Genomic DNA, 20,298 nt, shown 5'->3' on the forward strand with positions numbered 1-20,298 from the left:
CGAAGGAAGCTTCGCCATGTGTGGAATCGTTGCCGCCGTAGCCCAACGCGATGTCGCCCCGCTGCTTATCGCCGGCCTGAAAGCGCTCGAATACCGGGGCTACGACTCCTCCGGCGTGGCCGTGCTCGACCACGGCGCGATCCGCCGCGTGCGCGCCAAGGGCAAGGTGCGCGAGATGGAGGCGCTGTACCTGGCCGACCCGCTGTCCGGCGGCACCGGCATCGCGCATACCCGCTGGGCCACCCATGGCGTGCCGAACGAGGCGAACGCGCACCCGCACATCGCCGGCCGGGTGGCGATCGTGCACAACGGCATCATCGAGAACTACGCCGGCCTGCGCGCCGAACTGCAGGCCGCCGGCCACGTGTTCACTTCGGAAACCGACACCGAGGTGATGGCCGCGCTGATCGACCGAAGCATCGGCCAGGGCCAGAACCTGCGCGAGGCGGTGCTGGCCACCGTGCGCGAGCTGGAAGGCGCCTACGCGATCGCGGTGCTCAGCAGCGACGAGCCCGATCGCGTGGTCGGCGCGCGCCGCGGCGCCCCGCTGCTGGTCGGCCTCGGCATCGGCGAGAACTTCCTCGGCTCCGACGCGCAGGCGCTGATCCAGGTCACCAACAAGATGCTGCACCTGGACGAGGACGACGTGGTGGAAATCACCCGCGACAGCGTGCAGGTGTTCGCGCTGGACGGCACGCCGGTCGAGCGCAAGGTGTACGAGAGCGAGCTTTCCACCGACGCGGTCGAGCGCGGCGAGTACCGCCACTACATGCAGAAGGAGATCTTCGAGCAGCCGCGCGCGGTGGCCGACACGCTTGAAGCGCGCATCGGCCCGCACGGCGTGCTGCCGAACATCTTCGGCATCGACAGCGAGGCGCTGCTCGCCGCCACCCGCGGCGTGCACATCATCGCCTGCGGCACCAGCTACCACGCCGGCCTCGTCGCCAAGTACTGGATCGAGGAATTCGCGCGCCTGCCGGTCGCGGTGGAGGTGGCCAGCGAGTACCGCTACCGCGAGACCGTGGTGCCGCCCGGGACGCTGTTCCTGGCGATCTCGCAGTCGGGCGAAACCGCCGACACGCTGGCCGCGATGCGCGAGTCGCGCCGACGCGGCTACCTCGGCACCCTGGTCATCTGCAACTCGCCGGAGTCGTCGCTGGTGCGCGAGGCCGACCTCAAGCTGATGACCCGCGCCGGCCCCGAGATCGGCGTGGCCTCGACCAAGGCGTTCACCACGCAGCTGGCCGGCCTGGCGCTATTGGCGCTGGAGCTGGCGCGCCGCAACGGCCTCGACGCGTCGCGCTACGCGGCGCTGTGCGAGGAGCTGCAGCGCCTGCCGCGCGCGATCGAGAACGCACTGAAGCTGGAGCCGGCGATCATCGACTTGGCCGGCGATTTCATCCATCGCCAGCACGCGCTGTTCCTCGGCCGCGGCGCGCACTACCCGGTGGCGCTGGAAGGTTCGCTCAAGCTCAAGGAAATCTCCTACATCCACGCCGAGGCCTACCCCGCCGGCGAGCTCAAGCACGGCCCGCTGGCGCTGGTCGACGAGAACATGCCGGTGGTGGCGGTGGCGCCGAACGGACCGCTGCTGGACAAGCTGAAATCCAACCTGCAGGAAGTACGCGCCCGCGGCGGTCGCCTGATCGTGTTCGCCGACGGCTCCGCCGGCATGGACGACACCGCCGGCAACGGCGTGACCCTGCGCGTGGAATCCGGCGGCAACTTCATCGCCCCCGCCGTGTTCACCGTGCCGCTGCAACTGCTCGCCTACCACGTCGCCGTGCTGCGCGGCACGGACGTGGATCAACCGCGCAACCTGGCCAAGTCGGTCACCGTGGAGTAGGGCCCGATCCGCCGGCGCTGCCCGGCGTGGCGGGTGGCGTGATCGTGGCAGCCGTGGCCGGCTTGGCCGCGACGGCTCCCGGTTGCCACACGAAGGTCGCCACGCTTTCCGCCGGCATGGTGTAGCGGAAGTCGAGCCCGCCCTGCTGCACGGAGACTTCGTGCGGCACGGTCTTGCCGTTGACCAGTATCAGCACGATCGATCCGCCGTCTGGGTTGCGGAAGGCGACGTTCTTGATGTCGTTGCCGGTGTCGGTGGACCAGATGCGCACGGCGCCGGGGTGGATGAAGCGGCTGTAATGGGCGAACGCGTAGTACTCGTCGTTGCGGCTCACCGCGCCGCTGCGCGAGTCGATCGTGACGATGCCCTTGCAGGTGTCGCAGCCGCCGAAGTGCGGGCCGTAGTTTTCGTCCAGCGCAAGGTTCCAGTACACCACGCCGCGCGCCCAGTTGCGCAGGCCGCCGAGCAGCAGGTCGCGCGCGAACCAGAGCAGTTCGCCGTGCTTGCTGGATTCCCAGTCGCCGCCGGAACACTCGGTGATGTAGGCGTCCTTGCGCGGAAAGGAGTGGTGCACGTCGCTCTGCGCGCCGGGCGTGCCGCGGTAGCAGTGCCAGGCGATGCCGTCCAGGTAGCGCGCGGCCTCGGCGTCGTAGAGCACGTCCAGCGGTTGCTGCGGTTCGTCCCAGTTGTGGTCCCAGCCGAAGATGTGCGTGGGCGGCTTGCGCCCGGCCAGCGCGGGGCCCAGGTACTGCGCGATGATGCGCGCGCGCTGCCCGGCGGAGAGCAGCATGCCGGGGTAGGTCAGCGGCACGAAGCCGGGCTCGTTCTGCAGGGTCAGCGCGAAGATCGGGATGCCGTAGCTGCGGTAGGTGTCGACGTACTTCACCAGGTACTGCGCATAGGCCGCCTCGTACTCTTCGAGCAGGCTGCCGCCGATCAGGTTGGCGCTGGTCTTCATCCACGCCGGCGCGCTCCACGGCGAGGCGATGATGCGCAGCTGCGGGTCGATCGCCAGCGTCTCCTGCACGGTGGGGATGAGGTAGGGCACGTTGGCCGCGACGTTGAAATGCTGCAGCTCGGGGTCGACCTCGCCGGCGGGCATGTCGTCCAGCGTGTACGGTTGCAGCGAGAAATCCGAGGCGCCGATGGTCAGCCGGACCATGTTGAAATCGAGCCCGGGCGGCGGGCCGAACAGTTCGAGCAGCAGCGCGTGGCGCGCCGGTGCGCTCAGCTTGTTCTGCAGCAGCCAGGCCGAGGCGTCGGTCAGTGCCGCGCCGAAGCCGACGATGGACTGGTAGGTCTTGCTGGTGTCGATGACCACGTCGGCAGGCGTCGATGTCGCGTTGCTGGCCGGCACGTCGGCCTGCCGCGCCAGCCGCAGGCGGCGATCCTGCGTGCTCAGCCACAGCTCGATGCCGGGGCCGCTCGGTTGCGCGACCGGCGCGGCGGGGAGGACGATCGGCGCTGCCGGGCGCTGCGCCACCCGCAGCGCGAGCAGCGCCAGCAGCGAGATCAGCGCGAACGACGCGATGGCGAACCAGCGCGGGACACCGCGAGCGTCATCCATGCAGCATGCCGGCCGGAGGCGTGGTCTGGGGCGGCATGGGGGAGACGCCGGTCGTCACGGCGTGCCCGGCTTGGCACAGGCGTGGATCGCCGACCAGGTGGGCAGCGTTTCCACCTCGTGCGCCGCCGCGTAGCGCAGCCCGTAGCCGGGAGCGAACAGCCAGGCCCGGTCGTGGTCGGCGCTCTGGTACGGGCAGGGCAGGCCGGGCCAGGGCATCGGCAGCGTGCCGTGGAAATCGTGCGGCCCTGCGCCACCGGCGTGGGCGAACAGCACGTCCGCCACGCCGCCGCCTTCGGTGCCCGGCAGCCACGCTGCGACGAAGGCATCGGACAGGTTGAGCAGGTCGTTGACGAACAGCGGTCGCCCGGACACGAATACCGTCACCACCGGCTTGTGCGACTTGGCCACGGCCTGCAGCACGGCGAGATCCTCCGGGTAGCGATCGCTGTGGCGCAGCGTGGCCGGCAACGTGATGTCGCCTTTCATCTCCGCGTACGGGGTTTCCCCGATCACCGCCACGATGGCGTCGAAGGGTGCAAGGTCGATGCCGGCGGCGGTCGGGCTGTAGCTGACGTTCGCGGCGCCGTCGGCGGCGCGGATGCCGGCCAGGATCGTCTCGCCGTGCGGGAAGTCGGCGTTGCCGTTGTCGTTGCCTTGCCAGCTCAGCGACCAGCCGCCGGCCTGATTCGGCAGGCTGTCGGCGCTCTTGCCGACCACCAGGATCTTCGCGCCGGCCCGCAGCGGCAGCGCGCGGTGGTTGTTCTTCAGCAGCACCAGCGACTCGCGTACCGCGCGGCGCGCCAGCTCTCGATGCTGCAGGGCGGTGGCGTCGCCGGCGCCTTGTCGCTGCGAGGGCCGCTTGCCGAACAGGCCCATGCGCAGCTTGGCGCGCACGATCCGGCTCACCGCGTCGTCGATGCGGCTGATCGGGATCTGGCCGTCCTCGACCTGCCGGGTGGTGTTGGCGATGAAGGCCTGCCAGTCGTCGGGCACCATCACCATGTCGATGCCGGCGTTGATCGCCTGCGCGCAGCTGGCGTTGTTGCAGCCGGGCAGCTGGCCGATCGCGTTCCAGTCGGATACCACGAAGCCGTCGAAGCCCATCTTCTCCTTGAGCACGCCGGTGAGCAGCGCGCGGGCGCCGGACATCTTGCCGTAGTCGATCCCGTCGGCCACGTCGTCCCAGCTGTTGTAGGACGCCATCACGCTGAGCACGCCGGCGCGCAGCGCGCCGAAGTAGCCGGCGCCGTGCACGTTGATCATGTCCTGCCGGCTGACCCGGGCCTGGCCCTCGTCGACGCCGTTCCAGGTGGCGCCGTCGCCGATGAAGTGCTTGGCGGTGGCCATCACGTGGTGATCGTCGAAGTCGCCCTGCAACCCGGTGACGTAGGCGCGCGCGTACTCGCGCACCAGCGGCGCCTCGCTGGAAAAGCTCTCGTAGGTGCGGCCCCAACGCACGTTCTGCGCCACCGCCAGGGTCGGCGCGAAGGCCCAGTCGATGCCGGTGGCGCGCACCGCCCTGGCGGTGGCCCGGCCGATCGCCTCGACCAGCGCCGGGTCGTGCGCCGCGCCCAGGCCGATGTTGTGCGGGAACAGGGTGGCGCCGAACACGTTGTTGTCGCCATGCACCGCGTCGGTGCCCCAGATCACCGGGATCTGCACCTTCGCATCGGTGGCCATCGAGGCGTCGCGATAACGGTCGGCCAGGGCGAGCCAGTCGCCGATGCCGGCGTGCTTGTTCTTCTCCGGCCAGGAACCGCCGCCGTTGAGCACCGAGCCGATGTAGTACTGCTTCACCTGCGCCGGCGTGATCGACTTGATCTCGGCCTGGGTCATCTGGCCGATCTTCTGCGCCAGCGTCATGCCGGCCACGATCGCGCGCACGCGCTGCTCCAGCGCCGGGTCGGCACCCGACGGGCCGCGTATCGACGGCCAGTCCCGGTAATGGGTCGGGCCGGGCGGGGCGTCGGCGACCGGCGCCTGATGCGCTGGCGAGGGGCCGGTATCGGCGGCGGGGGCGCTGCCGGCGCAGGCCAGCAGCAGGGGCAGGGAGAAAAACCACGGGCAGCGGATACGAACCATGGGAAAGCCTCATCGCGTGGACCATCGCCCGGCAAGATCCTCGCGCGCGCGGCGCAGGCAGGGGAACGATGTCGTCAGCGCCACTTTAGCGCGCTCGCGGAGCGCCTGATTCGATTCTGCGTCACATCACGCGCGACGGCATGGCCGCTGCCCGCATGAGCAGGCAGCGGCGTGTCGCGGACGGCTAGAAGTCCTGCTTGAAGCGGATGCCGATGGTGCGCGGCAGGCTGTAGCCGGTGTAGACCTGACCGTTCGGGTACTGCGCCACCACGCCGTGCGCGCCGCAGACGTCGACGCCGCACTCGGTGTACTTGTATTGCGCGGCGCGCTTGTCGAAGGCGTTGTTGATGTAGACGTCGGCCGACCAGCTGCCTTTCTGCACGCCGGCGGACAGGTCCAGCGTGTTGTACGCGGGCAGGTCGCCGAGCAGCGCTCGCTCGCTCAGGCGAAGGTCGGTCGTGCGCTTGCCGACGTGGACCAGCGCCGCCTGCACGAACGCATCGCTGTCACCGAGGGTGAAGCTGTAGTGCGCGATCAGGTTGCCCTTGAACTTCGGCGTGATCGGCAGCTGGGTGCCCTTGGGCGCCAGTGGCCCGGACACCACGCTGCCGTCCTGCGGATTGAGCGAGCCGGGCGGGCAGTCGGTGATCGGGCGTCCGCTGGCGTCGGTGAAGCCGCAATAGTTGGCGGTGAGTCGCGCGCGGTACAGCGCCCAGCCGGCGGTCAGCTGCAGGTTGTAGGTGGCCTGCCAGTTCAGTTGCGACTCGAGGCCTTCGATGCGCGCGGAGTTGGCGTTCTTGATTTCGGTGAGGCCGTTCGCGCCCAGGATCGGGAACTGGAAATCGTTCCAGGTTTCGCGGAACACCGCACCGTTGAAGGACACCCGGTTGTCCAGCCACGAGGTCTTCCAGCCCAGCTCCTGGTTGATCAGGAAGTCGGCGTGGTACGGCAGCAGGGTGCCGCGCCGGTTGACGCCGCCGGGGCGGAAGCCTTCCGAGCGGGTGGCGTAGATCATCTTGGTGTCGCTGATGTTCCAGGTCAGGTTGAACTTGGTGAGGTTGCCGCTCTCCTTCACCCGCTTGTCGAAGTCCAGGCACGGCGCGCCCATGAACGGCTCGGGCGACACGCAGGCGGCCTCGCCCTGGCTGGAGGAGAAGCCCGCGCCGTAGCCGAAGTAGCCGTACAGCTGGTTGCTGGTGCGGTAGTAGCGTTCGCCGACGGTGCCGGTGAGCACGTCGGGGATGAAATCCCACGACAGTTCGCCGAACAGCGCCTCGTCGCGGTCGTAACGCATCTGCCGGGTCAGCCAGATGGTGTCGTTCCAGCCGGTGACGGAGATCGCGTCGGCCAGGCCGTCGACCTGGTAGTTCTGCAGGATGTCGTGCTTCTGCTTCTGCCAGAAGGCGCCGGCGACCAGGCGCAGGCGATCGTCCGCCGGCGAGACCAGGCGCAGCTCGTGGCTGCTGTTGGTGTAGCCGTCGCGGTCGCTGATGTGCTGCGAAGGATTGACCAGCGCGCCGTTGTTGTCATAGAAGGACGCGCCGGAGCCGTACAGCGCGTCGTACCAGAAGCCGTAGTCGCTGTAGTCGGTCTGTTCCTCCTGGTTGCGCTTGAGGTGCGCGTAGGCATAGGTCAGGTCGAAGTTGCCGATCTTGCCCTGCACGGTCAGCGCACCCTGCCACCAGCGGTCGTTGACGCGCTCGGGGTAGAAGTGCGTGACCGCCAGGTCGCCCACCGCCGGGTCGCTGGCGAAGTTGCCGTGCGAGATGGTCTGCTGCCCCATCAGCATCGGCGTGATCGACCAGTTATCGTCGAGGTCGACCTTCAGCGCGGCGCGCGCGCCGCTGATGTTGGCGTCGTTGTAATTGTCCTTGGCATGGCCGACGCACTGGAACGCCGACGAGGGCGAGGTTCCGCTCGCCGTGCAGTCGGGCGCGTTGCTGATGGTGATGCCCGAGGTGGGGAAGGTGCGCGAGCCGGCCTTGTTGTCGATGTAGCCGGCGTCGTGCTCGCGCCAGCCGACCAGGCGGATCGCGGCCTTCGAGTTGATCGGCAGGTTGAGCATGCCCTCGGCCGTGTAGCCGATGCCGCCGTGCGCGAGCGTGTCCACGCCCAGGCTGTAGCCGGCCGCGTAACCGCTGGGGTCGGGCTTGTTGGTGATGATGCGCAAGGCGCCGGCCTCGGCGCTGGCGCCGTACAGCGTGCCCTGCGGGCCGGCCAGCACCTCGATGCGGGCGATGTCGTACATGTGGATGTCGAGCGGACCCTGGATCGTCGTCACCGGCTGGTCGTCGAGGTACACGCCCACGCTCGGCTGCGAGCCGGAGTGGTTGGTGTTGCCGCCGCTGGTCACGCCGCGCATGTAGATCGAGACGAAACCGGGGCCGGTGGCGATGCCGCCGCCGCCCTGCTGGAACGTCACGCTGGGCAGGTACTTCACGTAGTCGTCGAAGCTCTTCACGTGCAGCGCTTCGAGCTGGTCGGTGGCCAGCACATCCATGCTGATCGGCACCTTCTGCAGGTTCTCCGTGCGCTTCTGCGCGGTCACCGTGACCACGCCGAGCGTGGTGGTTTTCTGTTTTGCCGATGACGTGGTGTCGGGCGGCGTGGACTGCCCGGTGTCCTGCGCCACGGCGGGTGCCGCCATGGCGAGGCAGATGGCGGCTGCCAGCGGCAACCGGATCAACGTCGCCCGCCGGGCGTTCATGACCTGTCTGGACCTGCTTGTGTGCATGCGATCTCCCCTTGTCCGGTGAACGGCAAACCAACCAAACCCCCAACCTTTCAGATGAACCCTGGCACCTCGGGATAGCTGTGCAGCACCGGCCCGAGAGCGCGTTCCAGCGGTCCCAACCACGGCGCAAACCGGCGCCAGTGGTCCACGCCTTCGCGATAGATCGGTCGGCGCACCTGCTCCGAACTGGCGGTGTGCACCGGCCGCGGGTTCTCGAAGAAGCGCAGGCACGCGTCCTCGAACGGCAGGCCGCAATAATCGAGCAGGCGGCGAACCTCGCCTTCGGTGTCCGCCACCATGCGCTCGTAGAACACGCGGTGGATGCGCCCGGGCAGCACCGTGTCGAAGTGCGCCATCAGGCGGACATAGTCGCGGTAGTAGCGCCCGACATCCTCGAGGTCGTAGCTGAAACTCTGCCCGCGCGCGAAGTGCTGCTTGAACGCCGAGAAGCAGCACGCCAGCGGATGCCGGCGCGCGTCGATGATCTTTGCATTCGGCAGCATGAGGTGGATCAGGCCGACGTGCATGAAGTTGTTCGGCATCTTGTCGATGAACAGCGGTGCTGCGGTCTTGCGCTGGATGCGGGTGTGCGCGAGGTAGTGCTCGCCGAGCGCGCGCAGCGCGTCGGCGTCGAGCGCGGCCAGCGCATCGTGGTAGGGCGTCGCGCTGTCGCCCTCGCCCTGCCGGCGCAGGCTGCGGGAGATCGAGGCGACTTCGGGCAGCTCCATCGTGCCTTCGACCTGGCTGTGGCTGGACAGGATCTGCTCGATCAGGGTGGAGCCGGCGCGCGGCAGCCCGACCACGAAGATCGGATCGCGCGCCGGGCAACCCATGCCCGCGCGCGTGGCAAAGAACTCGCCGGTGTAGTGCGCGCAGGCGCGGGTCACCCGTGCGCTGGTCTCGTCCGCGCTGTAGTGCAGTTGCGCGCGGCGGATCGCGTTGCCGCGCGCGTAGTGGGCGAAGGAATCCGCGCAGGCGTCGGCGTCCTCGCGCGCCTTGCCCATGGCGAACTCCAGGTGCAGGCGATCCTCGTCCGACAGGTCGGCGCGTGCCAGCTGATCGCTCATGGTGGCGAGGTCGGCCGCGCTGAAGCGGAAGGTCTTGAGGTTGGCCAGGCTCCACCAGACTTCGCCGAAGGAGGGCAGGCGTTCCACGCTGTGCCGGTAGGCGGCGATCGCGCGGTCGCCGAAGCCGGCGGTCTTCAGCGCGTGGCCGTAGCTCATCCACAGGCGCGGGTTGTCGGGGTAGCGCTGCACCAGGTCGGCGTAGATCGCGATGGCCGGCTCGTAATCGCCGATGCGGCACAACACCACCGCCTTGAGGTTGCGGTAGGCCGGGTGCTGCGGGTCGTTCGCCAGCAGGTGTTCGATCTGCGCCAGTGCCTGCTCGGGCTGGTTGCTGCGATGCAGGACCATGGCGTAGTGCTGACGTGCGGCGTCGAAACCGGGGGCCAGTTCGAGGCAGCGTGCGAGCAGGTTCAGCGCATCCTCGTTGCGGCCCACGCGGGCGGCGACTTCGGCGAACATGCGGATCGCCGCGACGTCGGTGGGCGCCTGTTTGAGATGCTCGCGCAGCAGCGCCTCGGCCTGCGGGATGCGGCCTTCGGCGAGCGCCACAGCGGCGCCCATCAGGCGCGGGTCGTGGGTGGAATGCAGCACGTGCCGGGCGTAGGCGGCGTCGGCCGCGTCCTGCTCGCCGGCTGCCATCAGGTGGTCGCCGAGTTCGCGCCAGGCTTGCGGCAGGTCGGGTTTCAGGGCGACCGCGCGGCGCAGCGCGGCGATCGCCTCCTCGCCGCGGCCGAGCCGGCCCAGCACCACGCCCAGGTCGAGCTGCAGCGCCGCCCATGTCGGTTGCGACGGCGCCAGCGGAAGCAGGATGTCGAGCGCGGCCTGGGCATCGCCCTGGCGCAAGTGCGCGGCTGCCAGCAGTTGCAGCGCCAACGGATGCGCGCCGGCCACTTGCAGGATCTCCTCCAACTGCTCCACTGCCAGCGCGGGGTCGCGTTGCAGCAGCCGCTCCGCGTGCGCCAGCGCCTGTTCCAGCGTGCCGCTGGCCGACGCCGCGATCATGCGTCGCCTCGTCGCGGCGACGAAAACGGCCCACGCGGTGCGATGGGGCGAAGTGGCGACAGCAGTACGGCGCCTGGCATGGACGGCAGCGGCTTCTCGCAGGTTTCACCGCAATCTACAACCGAATCCGGCCGGTAGATAGGGGTGCCGGATCGTACCGGCCGGCCGGGCGTCAGTGCGGTTGCCGCCGGTTCGGCACAAGCGCTAGGCTCAGCGGGGCGCCCCTGCCGGGACGGGCGGGCGGCGCCGGCCGGGTTGTTTGCGGCCATCCAACCGGGGACAGCAATCCATGCACACCGACACCGTCGCTGAACCGCTCGACCGCGCGCACGCCTTGCCCGCGCGCTACTACGCGGGGGAGGCGATGCTGGCGATGGAGCAGCGCGCGGTGTTCGCGCGCAGCTGGCAACTGGTCGCGCAGCAGGGGCAGCTGGCCGGGCCCGGTGACCACGCGGTCGAACAGGTCGCCGGCGTGCCGTTGCTGCTGGTGCGCGGCGAGGACGGCGTGCTGCGTGCCTTCCCCAATGTCTGCCGCCACCGCGCCGGTCCGCTGGCGCTGTGCGACGGCAAGGGCGCGCGGGCGCTGCACTGCAAGTACCACGGCTGGACCTACACCCTCGACGGCCAGCTGCGCAGCGCGCCGGAAATGCAGGGCGCCGCCGATTTCCGCGTGGAGGACATCCGCCTGCCGCCGTACCGCGTGCACGAGTGGCAGGGGCTGGTGTTCGTCGCGCTGGACGAGGAGGTGCCGCCGTTCGAGCAGGTCTATGGCGGCATCGCCGAGCGCATCGCGCCGATCGACCTGGCGGCGATGCGCTACCTGCGCCGCGACACCTACGACATCGACTGCAACTGGAAGGTCTATGTCGACAACTTCCTCGAGGGTTACCACCTGCCGCACGTGCATCCGGGCCTGTCGAAGGTGCTGGACTATCGCGCCTACGACACCGAGCTGTTCGCGTGGCACTCGCTGCAGTCCTCGCCATTGCGCAACAGCACCGACATCTACGGCGACGGCGAGGCGTTCTATTACTTCGTCTACCCCAACGTGATGCTCAACATCATGCCCGGCCGGCTGCAGACCAACCGCATCCTGCCGCTGGGTCCGGATCGCTGCCGCATCGTGTTCGACTACTACTACGCGCAGGACGCCGCGGCGCAGGCGCGCATGGAGGCCGACCGCAGCTTCAGCGACGAGGTGCAGAACGAGGACATCGGCATCTGCGAAGCGGTGCAGCGCGGGCTGGCTTCCGGCGCCTACCGTCCGGGCCGGCTCAACCCGAAGCGCGAGAGCGGCGTGTGGCATTTCCAGAACCTGTTGCGCGCGGCATACGCGGGACCGGCCGGCGAGTCGGCATGAGCGCGCCGGCCGTGGCGGTGGCGGGATGGAGCAGCTAGCCGCCATGCACGATCGCCAGCGGATCGGCTTCTGGACCTGTACCGCGCTGGTGGTCGGCAACGTGATCGGCATGGGCATCTTCCTGCTGCCGTCCTCGCTGGCGCCGTACGGGTTCAACGCGCTGATCGGCTGGGGCATCACCCTGCTCGGTTGTCTCACCCTGGCGCGGGTGTTCGCGCACCTTTCCGCGGCGCTGCCGGGCGCGGACGGTCCCTACGGCTACGTGCGCGAGACGCTCGGGGACCTGCCAGCCTACATGGCGATGTGGGCCTACTGGGTTTCGCTGTGGCTGACCAATGCCGCGCTGGCCACCGGCGTGGTCGGCTACCTCACCGTGGTGGTGCCCGGCCTCGCGGAGGTGCCGTCGATGGCGTTCGCGCTGGCGCTGGTGTGGCTGTTCGTGCTGGTCAACCTGCTCGGCGTGCGCACCGGCGGCGTGGTGCAGATCGTCACCACGGCGCTGAAACTGCTGCCGATGCTGGCGATCGCCGCGCTCGGCGGCTGGGTGCTGCTCAGCTCGCCGGGCAGCTACGTGGCGCATCCGCCGACCACGCCGGTGAGCTTCGGCGGCGTGATGGCGGCCTCCACCATCGCGCTGTTCGCGATGCTCGGCATCGAATCGGCCAGCATTCCGGCCGAGCGCGTCGACGACCCCGGTCGCACGATTCCGCGCGCGACGATGGCCGGCGCGGTGGTGGTCGCGGCAATCTACCTGGTGGTCTGCGCGGTGCCGCTGCTGCTGATCCGGCAGGACGTGCTGGCCAGCGCCGGCGCGCCGTTCGCGTTGTTGATGGAACAGTTCGGCGCGGCCGGCTCCGGCCGCTGGCTGGCACTGTTCGTGGTGGTCAGCGGGCTTGGTGCGCTGAACGGATGGACCCTGCTGGCCGGCCAGCTGACCCGCACCATGGCTGCCAACGGCGTGCTGCCGTCGCTGCTCATGCGCGGCAACCGGCACGGTGCGCCGACGACCGCGCTGGTGGTCACCGGCGTGCTTGCCTCCGTGATGGTGTGGATGAGCTACAGCAGTTCGCTGGTGGCCGCGTTCACCTTCATCACGCTGCTGGTGACCGCAGCGAACCTGCCGCTGTACCTGGCCTGCGCGCTGGCGCTCGCGGTGTTGTGGCGGCGTGGTGCCGCGCCGTGCCGCGGGCGTGGCGTGCTGCTGGTCGCCGTGATCGCCACGCTGTACGTGGTCTATGCCTTCATCGGCATCGGCGGGGCGCCGTTCGTCTACGCCCTCGGCCTGATCGCGGCCGGGTTGCCCCTGTATTTCTTCATGCGACGTCGTGGCGCGACCGCGGCGACCAAGGCCTGAACCCATGCGCGACCCGCGTTACGACCTCCTGTTCACCCCGCTCAAGATCGGTCCGGTGACCGCGAAGAACCGCTTCTTCCAGGTGCCGCATTGCAACGGCATGGGCCACGCGATGCCGCTGGCGCATGCGGCGATGCGCGAGGTGAAGGCCGAGGGCGGCTGGGCGGTGGTCTCCACCGAGGAGTGCGAGATCCACCCCAGCGGCGATCTCACCCCGTACGTCGAGGCGCGGCTGTGGGACGACCGCGACATCCCCGCGCTGGCGCTGATGTGCGACAAGGTGCATGCGCACGGCGCGCTGGCCGCGCTGGAACTCACCCACAACGGACCCACCGCCTCCAACCTCTATTCGCGCGAGGTGCTGATCGCGCCGTCGCACCAGCCGACCAAGTACGGCTACCCGCACCAGGCGCGGGCGATGACGCAACACGACATCCGCGAGTACCGCCGCTGGCATCGCGAGGCGGCGATTCGTGGCCGGCGCGCGGGCATGGACATCATCTACGTCTATGCCGCGCACGACCTGTCACTGGCCATGCACTTCCTGCAGCGCCGGCGCAACCAGCGCAGCGACGAATACGGCGGCTCGCTGGAGAACCGCGTGCGGCTGCTGCGCGAAGTGCTCGAGGACACCAAGGACGCGGTCGGCGACACCTGCGCCGTCGCGCTGCGCTTCGCCACCGAGGAATTGCTGGGCCCCGGCGGCGTCGAACTGGCCGAGGCGAAGGAGATCGTGGGCATGCTGGCCGAGTTGCCCGACCTGTGGGACGTGAACCTGGCCGCCTGGTACAACGACTCGGTGCCCTCGCGCTTCGCCGCCGAAGGCGCGCAGGAGCCGTTCATCGACTTCGTCAAGCAAACCACCAGCAAGCCGGTGGTCGGCGTGGGCCGCTTCACCTCGCCGGACACCATGGTCTCGCAGCTCAAGCGCGGCGTGCTCGACATGATCGGCTGCGCGCGGCCGTCGATCGCCGACCCGTTCCTGCCGCGCAAGATCGAGGAAGGTCGCGTCGAGGACATCCGCGAATGCATCGGCTGCAACATCTGCGTCTCCGGCGACATGACGATCTCGCCGATCCGCTGCACGCAGAACCCGACCATGGGCGAGGAGTGGCGCAAGGGCTGGCATCCGGAGCGCATCGCGCCGAAGCGTTCGGCGGCGCGCGTGCTGGTGGTCGGCGCCGGCCCGGCCGGACTGGAAGCGGCGCGTGCGCTGGGCCAGCGCGGCTACGAGGTGAGCCTGGCCGAGGCGCGCAAGGAGCTCGGCGGCCGCGTCACCCGCGAATCGCGCATGCCGGGCCTGGCCGAATGGGCGCGCGTGCGCGACTGGCGCGTCGGCCAGATCCGCAAGCTGGCGAATGTGGCCGTCTATCTCGATTCCGCACTCACGGCGCAAGACGTGCTCGACTTCGGCGCCGACCACGTGGTGCTGGCCACCGGCTGCCACTGGCGCCGCGACGGCTACGGCCGCAGCCACGGCGCGGTCATCGACGGCTTCCCCGACAACCCGCGCGTGTTCACGCCCGACGACCTGATGGACGGCCGTCTGCCCGAGGGCCGCGTGGTGGTGTTCGACGACGACGGTTTCTATTACGCGGGCATCGCCGCCGAAACCTTGCGCCTGCGCGGTTGCGAGGTGACGTATCTGACGCCGGAAGACAGCGTCGCGCCGTGGAGCCAGCACACGCTGGACTACCGGCATATCCGCAAACGGATGGCCAAACTCGGCATCGAGGCGATCGTGTCGCACGACATCGTCGACTACGCCGGCTGCACGCTCAGCGTCGAAAACGTGTGGGACCACCAGTGCCGCGACCTGGCCTGCGACGCCATCGTCACCGTGACCGCCCGCCTGCCGGACGATGCGCTGTACCAGCAACTGCTGGAACGCGAAGCGGAATGGCCCGCCGCCGGGCTGCACTCGCTGCGCTGCATCGGCGACGCCGAGGCCCCCGGCCTGATTGCCCATGCGGTCTACGCCGGCCACCGCTACGCGCGCGAACTTGAAGAACCTGTTGCCGCCGGCGTCCCGTTCAAGCGGCACTTCCACGTCGCAGAGACATAGGGGCGCACTTTGTGCGCGTTGCCTTTGCGCACGTGACGAGGAGCATCGCGCACAAGGTGCGCTCTTGCAGAGTCCTGGGTGCCCTCACGCCCGGCCGTAAACGTCGTCGTAGCGCACGATGTCGTCTTCGCCGAGATAACTGCCGGATTGCACCTCGATCAGTTCCAGCGTCACCTTGCCCGGATTGCGCAGACGGTGCTTGCTGCCCAGCGGAATGTAGGTGCTCTGGTTTTCGCCGAGCAGGAACACCTTGTCGTCGCAGGTGACTTCGGCAGTGCCGGAGACCACGATCCAGTGTTCGGCGCGATGGTGGTGCTTCTGCAGGCTCAGCGAGGCGCCGGGCTTGACCTGGATGCGCTTGACCTGGAAGCGCTCGCCCGCCTCCAGCGAGTCGTAATTGCCCCACGGGCGATGCACCACGCGATGCAGCGAATGCTCGCTGCGGCCGGCGGCCTTGAGCTGTTCGACGATCTTCTTCACGTCCTGTGCGGCGTCACGGTGCGCCACCAGGGTGGCGTCCGGCGTGGTCACCACGATCAGGTCGTCGACACCGACGGTGGCAAGCAAGTGGCGATCGTGCGAGCGGAGCAGCGAGTTGCGCGTGTCCACGGTCAGCGTGTCGCCCTCGCGCAGGTTGCCCGCGGCGTCCTTGTCGCCGGTGAGCCACAGCGCCGACCACGAGCCGATGTCGCTCCATCCGCAGCTGACCGGTACCACGGCGGCGCGCGCGGTCTTTTCCATCACCGCGTAGTCGATCGAATTGTCCGGCACCTGTGCGAACGCGTCGCGATCGATGCGCACGAAGTCGAGATCGGCCGTGGCCTTGGCATGTGCTGCGCGCACGGCCTCCAGCATCGCCGGCGCGTGTGCGGCCAGCTCCTCCAGATAGCGTGACGCCCTGAACAGGAACATGCCCGAGTTCCAGTCGTAGCCGCCGTCGGCGAGGTAGGACTCCGCCTTGGCGAGACTGGGCTTTTCGACGAACTGCCCGACGCGGAAACCATGCCCGTCGATCGCCTCGGCACGGCGGATGTAGCCGAAGCCGGTCTCCGGGCGATCCGGGCGGATGCCGAACGTGGCCAGCCAGCCGTCCTTCGCCAATGGCATTGCCTGCGCCACCGCCGCGGTGAATGCGGTAGTGTCGCCGATCAGGTGATCGGCCGGCAGCACCAGCAGCAATGCGTCGGGATCGTGCTGCAGTGCCTGCAGCGCGCCCAGCGCGATCGCCGGCGCGGTGTTCCGTGCCAGCGGTTCCAGCACGATCGTGGCGCCTTCGATGCCTGCTTCCAGCAACTGGTCGGCGGCGAGAAAGCGATGATCCTCGCTGGCCACCACGATCGGCGCGGCCACCTCCGGCAGCGCGCGGGTGCGCGCGACGGTCTGCTGGAACAACGTGCCCTTGCCGGCCAGTTCGAGGAACTGCTTGGGCAGGTTCTTCCGCGATACCGGCCACAACCGGGTGCCGCTGCCGCCGCTGAGGATCAGGGGAATCAACATGAGTTCGACGTTCCTGGCCGGATGTTACGTGTAGGAGCGCACCCTGTGCGCGATGTATCTTCATCACGTCACGAAAAGCGTCGCGCACAGGATGCGCTCCTACGCAGGGAGAGCTGTGCGGATTGCTCATTATGCCGCAACGTTCCCGCCGCGTAGGGCGGACACTGCCCGCCGGCAGGCCTTCGCGGGCCTGCGCGAAAGCGGCGGACAATGTCCGCCCTACGCGACAACGCGCGACAGCAATCGGATTACGGCGACCGGGGACCGTCGAACTTGCTGCCGAGCTGATCCATCACCCGGAGCATGCCGTCGCGCCAGTCTGGCAGCGGCGAGGCAAACCGCCGCTGAAAATCGGTGTTGTCCAGCAACGACCACGCCGGACGCACCGCCGGCGTCGGGTAGTCGGTGGTGGCGATCGCCACCACATGCGGCGGATTTGGAAGCAGCCCGCGTACTCGCGCTGCGTCGAAGATTGCACTGGCGAAACCGTGCCATGTCGTCGCGCCGCCGGCGACCAGATGATGCGTGCCGATGAGCGATTCACGTGCCGCGCGATCCGACGTCATCCAGCGATCCAGCGCGGCGAGCGTGCCGTCGACGATCAGCCCGGTATCGGTCGGTGCGCCGTGCTGGTCGGCAACCACGCGCAGCTCGTCGCGCTCGGCTCCGAGGCGCAGCATGGTGCGCAGGAAATTGTGCCCGTGCGCCGCGTAGACCCACGCGGTGCGGAAGATGAAATGGTCAGCACCGCTTTCCTGCAACGCCCGTTCGCCCACCAGCTTGCTGCGGCCGTAGGCGCCGAGCGGACCGGTTGGCGCGTCGACGGCGTAGGGTTGCGACTGGTGGCCGTCGAACACGTAGTCGGTGGAGTAGTGGATCACCAGCGCACCATGCGCTGCCGCCCAGCTGCCGAGCACGCCGACCGCCTCGCCGTTGACGCGAGTGGCCAGCGCTTCTTCCTGTTCGGCACGATCCACCGCGGTATAGGCGGCGGCGTTGACGATGACGTCAGGGCGCAGGTGATCGAGCACGGCGGGGAGCGATGCGGGGTCCGACAGGTCGGCGATCTTGCCGAGGCCGCCGGTCGTCAACACGCCATCACGGCATGCCGCGGCCAGCTCGCCGCGCGCGGCCAAACCGCCTTGATCGAGGAACGTACGGCCCAACTGGCCATTGGCGCCGAGCAGCAGAATCTTCATGACACGTAGACCGGCAACCGCTCCGGCGGCACATCGGCAAGCAGCGGCGTCTTGCCGTCCTTGTCCGACAGCAAGGGCGCGCTGACCGGCCAGTCGATGGCCAGCGCCGCATCGTTCCAGCGGATGCCGGCGTCGGCCTTCGGGTCGTACAGCGCGGTGCACTGATAGGTGAAGGTGGCGAAGTCGGAGACCACGCAGAAGCCGTGCGCGAAACCTTCCGGTATCCAGAAGTGGCGGTGGTTGTCGGCGGTGAGCATCACGCCGACCGATTGTCCGAACGTGGGCGAGCCGCGGCGGATGTCCACCGCCACGTCGTAGACCTCGCCCTCGAGCACGCTGACCAGCTTGCCCTGCGGATTCGGCCACTGGTAGTGCAGGCCGCGCAGCACGCCGCGGGCCGAGCGCGAGACGTTGGATTGCACGAAGCGGTGGTCGACGCCGGCCGCGCGGTACTTCGCTTCGTTGTAGCTTTCGTAGAAGAAGCCGCGGGCATCGCCGAACACCTGTGGTTCGAGGATCAGCACGCCCGGCAGAGCGGTTTCGATCACCTTCATCGTGCGAGTCCCTGCGTGGTCAGCTGTTGCAGATATTGTCCATAACCGGTCTTGGCCAATGGCGCGGCCAGTGCGAGCAACTGCTCGGCATTGATCCAGCCGTTGAGATAGGCGATCTCCTCCGGGCAGCACACCTTCAGACCCTGTCGATTCTCGATCGTTTGGATGTAGTTGCCCGCCTCCATCAGCGACTCGTGCGTGCCGGTGTCCAGCCAGGCGAAGCCGCGGCCCAGCTGTTCCAGATGCAGTGAGCCATCGTCGAGGTAGCAGCGGTTGAGATCGGTGATCTCCAGCTCGCCGCGCGGCGATGGTTTCAGCGCGGCGGCGTAATCGCACACCCGCGCGTCGTAGAAATACAGGCCAGTCACGGCATGGTGCGACTTCGGTGCAGTCGGCTTTTCCTCCAAACCGATGACCTTGCCGGTGGCGTCGAACTCGGCCACGCCGTAGCGCTCCGGGTCCTTCACCCAGTAGCCGAACACGGTGGCGCCGTGCTCGCGCGTGGCGGCGCGCTTGAGTCGCTCGGTAAAGCCGTGGCCATAGAAGATGTTGTCGCCCAGCACCAGGCAGCTCGGCTTGCCGTCGATGAAGTCGCGGCCGATGGTGAACGCCTGCGCCAGCCCGTCGGGCGAGGGCTGCACTGCGTAGCGGATGTCGATGCCCCACTGCGAACCATCACCGAGTAGCCGCTGGAACATGTCCTGCTCGTGCGGCGTATTGATCACCAATACCTCGCGGATGCCGGCCAGCATCAACGTCGCCAGCGGGTAGTAGATCATCGGCTTGTCGTACACCGGCAGCAGCTGCTTGCTGATCGCGCGGGTGATCGGGTGCAGCCGGGTGCCCGAGCCCCCGGCGAGGATGATGCCTTTCTGCGTTGTGCTCATGCGCCGAGTCGCTCCATGCGGTAGCTGCCGTCGAGTACGCGCTGTACCCATGGCTGATGCGAGAGATACCAGTCGACCGTCTGCGCGATGCCGCTTTCGAAGGTCTGCGAGGGCCTCCAGCCCAGCTCGGCCTGCAGCTTGCTGGAATCGATCGCGTAGCGGCGGTCGTGGCCGGGGCGATCCTTGACGAAGGTAATCAGGGACTCGCGCGCACGACCGTCGGCCAGTGGCCGGCGTGCGTCGAGCAGGGCGCAGATCGCCTTCACCACGGTGATGTTCTCGCGTTCGGCATTGCCGCCCACGTTGTAGGTTTCGCCCACCCGACCGGCTTCCAGCACACGGCGGATCGCGCTGCAGTGGTCGCCCACGAACAGCCAATCGCGGATGTTCAAGCCGTCGCCGTAGACCGGCAGCGATTCGCCGGCCAGCGCCTTTGCGATCACCAGCGGGATCAGCTTTTCCGGGAATTGGTACGGCCCGTAATTGTTCGAGCAGTTGGTGGTGAGCACCGGCAGGCCGTAGGTGTGGTGGAACGCACGCACCAGGTGGTCGGAGCCGGCCTTCGACGCGGAGTACGGCGAATTCGGCGCGTACGGCGTGGTCTCGGTGAACTTGCCCTCGGCACCGAGCGAGCCGTACACCTCGTCGGTGGACACGTGCAGGAAGCGGAAGCCCTCGCGGGCAGCACCATCGAGACCGCGCCAGTAGTCGCGGGCGCATTCCAACAGACCCAGCGTGCCCACCACGTTGGTCTGTACGAAGTCAGCCGGGCCGTCGATGGAGCGGTCCACGTGCGACTCGGCGGCGAAATTCACGATGGCTTCGGGCTTGTGCTCGTTCAGCAGCCGCGCCACCAAGGTACGGTCGCCGATGTCGCCGTGTGCGAAAACGTGACGCGCATCACCTTGCAGCGAGGCCAGCGTGTCGAGGTTGCCGGCGTAAGTAAGCTTGTCCAGGTTGACCACCTGCAGGCCGTCGGCCACTGCCTGCAGCACGAAATTTGCACCGATGAAGCCGGCGCCGCCGGTGACTAGCAGCGTTCTCATGAATCACTCATTCCTTGGGTGAGGAGGCGCCTATTGTG

General features: G+C 68.5%; 13 protein-coding genes. 4 read left to right on the forward strand and 9 right to left on the reverse strand.

The genetic code is table 11. The annotated features are described in order from the left end of the window. Positions 1–16: 16 nt before the first annotated feature. Entirely contained in the window at positions 17–1,846 is a 1,830-nt protein-coding gene (gene glmS / locus ACFCQI_RS10675; RefSeq protein WP_395116483.1) for a glutamine--fructose-6-phosphate transaminase (isomerizing), read from the forward strand. Here glmS and ACFCQI_RS10680 read toward each other — a convergent pair. The 4 genes from ACFCQI_RS10680 to ACFCQI_RS10695 form a co-directional block, all read right to left on the reverse strand. Then, positions 1,833–3,413: a glycoside hydrolase family 30 beta sandwich domain-containing protein gene (locus ACFCQI_RS10680; RefSeq protein WP_395116485.1), complete on the reverse strand. Its 1,581-nt coding sequence runs from the start codon at positions 3,411–3,413 to the stop codon at positions 1,833–1,835. The genes glmS and ACFCQI_RS10680 overlap by 14 nt on opposite strands. A gap of 54 nt (positions 3,414–3,467) precedes the next feature. Next, a complete protein-coding gene (locus ACFCQI_RS10685) occupies positions 3,468–5,495 on the reverse strand; it encodes a glycoside hydrolase family 3 protein (protein WP_395116487.1) in 2,028 nt (675 codons plus the stop codon). A gap of 184 nt (positions 5,496–5,679) precedes the next feature. Next, the gene (locus ACFCQI_RS10690; protein ID WP_395116489.1) at positions 5,680–8,229 is read right to left on the reverse strand and encodes a TonB-dependent receptor; all 2,550 of its coding nucleotides are present in this window, start codon (positions 8,227–8,229) and stop codon (positions 5,680–5,682) included. Between the two features lie 50 nt (positions 8,230–8,279). Further along, positions 8,280–10,298, reverse strand: coding sequence for a tetratricopeptide repeat-containing sulfotransferase family protein (locus ACFCQI_RS10695; RefSeq protein ID WP_395116491.1), 2,019 nt, complete (start codon positions 10,296–10,298; stop codon positions 8,280–8,282). A gap of 289 nt (positions 10,299–10,587) precedes the next feature. On the opposite strand from ACFCQI_RS10695, the gene ACFCQI_RS10700 reads away from it, so the two are divergent. From ACFCQI_RS10700 to ACFCQI_RS10710, 3 genes are read left to right on the forward strand one after another with little or no spacing between them, the layout of a single operon-like run. Continuing rightward, complete coding sequence (locus ACFCQI_RS10700; protein ID WP_395116493.1) at positions 10,588–11,658, forward strand: aromatic ring-hydroxylating dioxygenase subunit alpha; 1,071 nt, start codon at positions 10,588–10,590, stop codon at positions 11,656–11,658. 43 nt (positions 11,659–11,701) lie between these two features. Continuing rightward, positions 11,702–13,012: an amino acid permease gene (locus tag ACFCQI_RS10705; RefSeq protein ID WP_395116495.1), complete on the forward strand. Its 1,311-nt coding sequence runs from the start codon at positions 11,702–11,704 to the stop codon at positions 13,010–13,012. Between the two features lie 4 nt (positions 13,013–13,016). After that, complete coding sequence (locus ACFCQI_RS10710) at positions 13,017–15,077, forward strand: FAD-dependent oxidoreductase (RefSeq protein WP_395116497.1); 2,061 nt, start codon at positions 13,017–13,019, stop codon at positions 15,075–15,077. 84 nt (positions 15,078–15,161) lie between these two features. On the opposite strand, the gene ACFCQI_RS10715 is transcribed toward ACFCQI_RS10710, so the two are convergent. From ACFCQI_RS10715 to rfbB, 5 genes are all read right to left on the reverse strand, one after another. Beyond that, positions 15,162–16,574, reverse strand: a complete 1,413-nt coding sequence (locus ACFCQI_RS10715; RefSeq protein WP_395116499.1) for a mannose-1-phosphate guanylyltransferase/mannose-6-phosphate isomerase — start codon at positions 16,572–16,574, stop codon at positions 15,162–15,164. 248 nt (positions 16,575–16,822) lie between these two features. Continuing rightward, complete coding sequence (rfbD, locus tag ACFCQI_RS10720) at positions 16,823–17,773, reverse strand: dTDP-4-dehydrorhamnose reductase (protein WP_395116501.1); 951 nt, start codon at positions 17,771–17,773, stop codon at positions 16,823–16,825. Further along, entirely contained in the window at positions 17,770–18,327 is a 558-nt protein-coding gene (gene rfbC / locus ACFCQI_RS10725) for a dTDP-4-dehydrorhamnose 3,5-epimerase (protein WP_395116504.1), read from the reverse strand. The genes rfbD and rfbC overlap by 4 nt, the downstream gene beginning before the upstream one ends. Next, positions 18,324–19,214 (reverse strand): glucose-1-phosphate thymidylyltransferase RfbA, encoded by an 891-nt coding sequence (gene rfbA, locus ACFCQI_RS10730; RefSeq protein ID WP_395116506.1) that lies wholly within the window; start codon positions 19,212–19,214, stop codon positions 18,324–18,326. The genes rfbC and rfbA overlap by 4 nt, the downstream gene beginning before the upstream one ends. Then, a complete protein-coding gene (rfbB, locus tag ACFCQI_RS10735; RefSeq protein WP_395116508.1) occupies positions 19,211–20,260 on the reverse strand; it encodes a dTDP-glucose 4,6-dehydratase in 1,050 nt (349 codons plus the stop codon). Before rfbB ends, rfbA begins: the two co-directional genes overlap by 4 nt. Positions 20,261–20,298: the final 38 nt, after the last annotated feature.

This window comes from Rhodanobacter sp. FW102-FHT14D06 (assembly GCF_043950705.1).
In the GTDB taxonomy this organism is placed as follows: domain Bacteria; phylum Pseudomonadota; class Gammaproteobacteria; order Xanthomonadales; family Rhodanobacteraceae; genus Rhodanobacter.

Coding starts and splice junctions, on each gene's coding strand:
- glmS (WP_395116483.1), top strand. CDS start 17: ATGTGTGGAATCGTTGCCGCCGTAGCCCAACGCGATGTCGCCCCGCTG.
- ACFCQI_RS10680 (WP_395116485.1), bottom strand. CDS start 3,413: ATGGATGACGCTCGCGGTGTCCCGCGCTGGTTCGCCATCGCGTCGTTC.
- ACFCQI_RS10685 (WP_395116487.1), bottom strand. CDS start 5,495: ATGGTTCGTATCCGCTGCCCGTGGTTTTTCTCCCTGCCCCTGCTGCTG.
- ACFCQI_RS10690 (WP_395116489.1), bottom strand. CDS start 8,229: ATGCACACAAGCAGGTCCAGACAGGTCATGAACGCCCGGCGGGCGACG.
- ACFCQI_RS10695 (WP_395116491.1), bottom strand. CDS start 10,298: ATGATCGCGGCGTCGGCCAGCGGCACGCTGGAACAGGCGCTGGCGCAC.
- ACFCQI_RS10700 (WP_395116493.1), top strand. CDS start 10,588: ATGCACACCGACACCGTCGCTGAACCGCTCGACCGCGCGCACGCCTTG.
- ACFCQI_RS10705 (WP_395116495.1), top strand. CDS start 11,702: ATGCACGATCGCCAGCGGATCGGCTTCTGGACCTGTACCGCGCTGGTG.
- ACFCQI_RS10710 (WP_395116497.1), top strand. CDS start 13,017: ATGCGCGACCCGCGTTACGACCTCCTGTTCACCCCGCTCAAGATCGGT.
- ACFCQI_RS10715 (WP_395116499.1), bottom strand. CDS start 16,574: ATGTTGATTCCCCTGATCCTCAGCGGCGGCAGCGGCACCCGGTTGTGG.
- rfbD (WP_395116501.1), bottom strand. CDS start 17,773: ATGAAGATTCTGCTGCTCGGCGCCAATGGCCAGTTGGGCCGTACGTTC.
- rfbC (WP_395116504.1), bottom strand. CDS start 18,327: ATGAAGGTGATCGAAACCGCTCTGCCGGGCGTGCTGATCCTCGAACCA.
- rfbA (WP_395116506.1), bottom strand. CDS start 19,214: ATGAGCACAACGCAGAAAGGCATCATCCTCGCCGGGGGCTCGGGCACC.
- rfbB (WP_395116508.1), bottom strand. CDS start 20,260: ATGAGAACGCTGCTAGTCACCGGCGGCGCCGGCTTCATCGGTGCAAAT.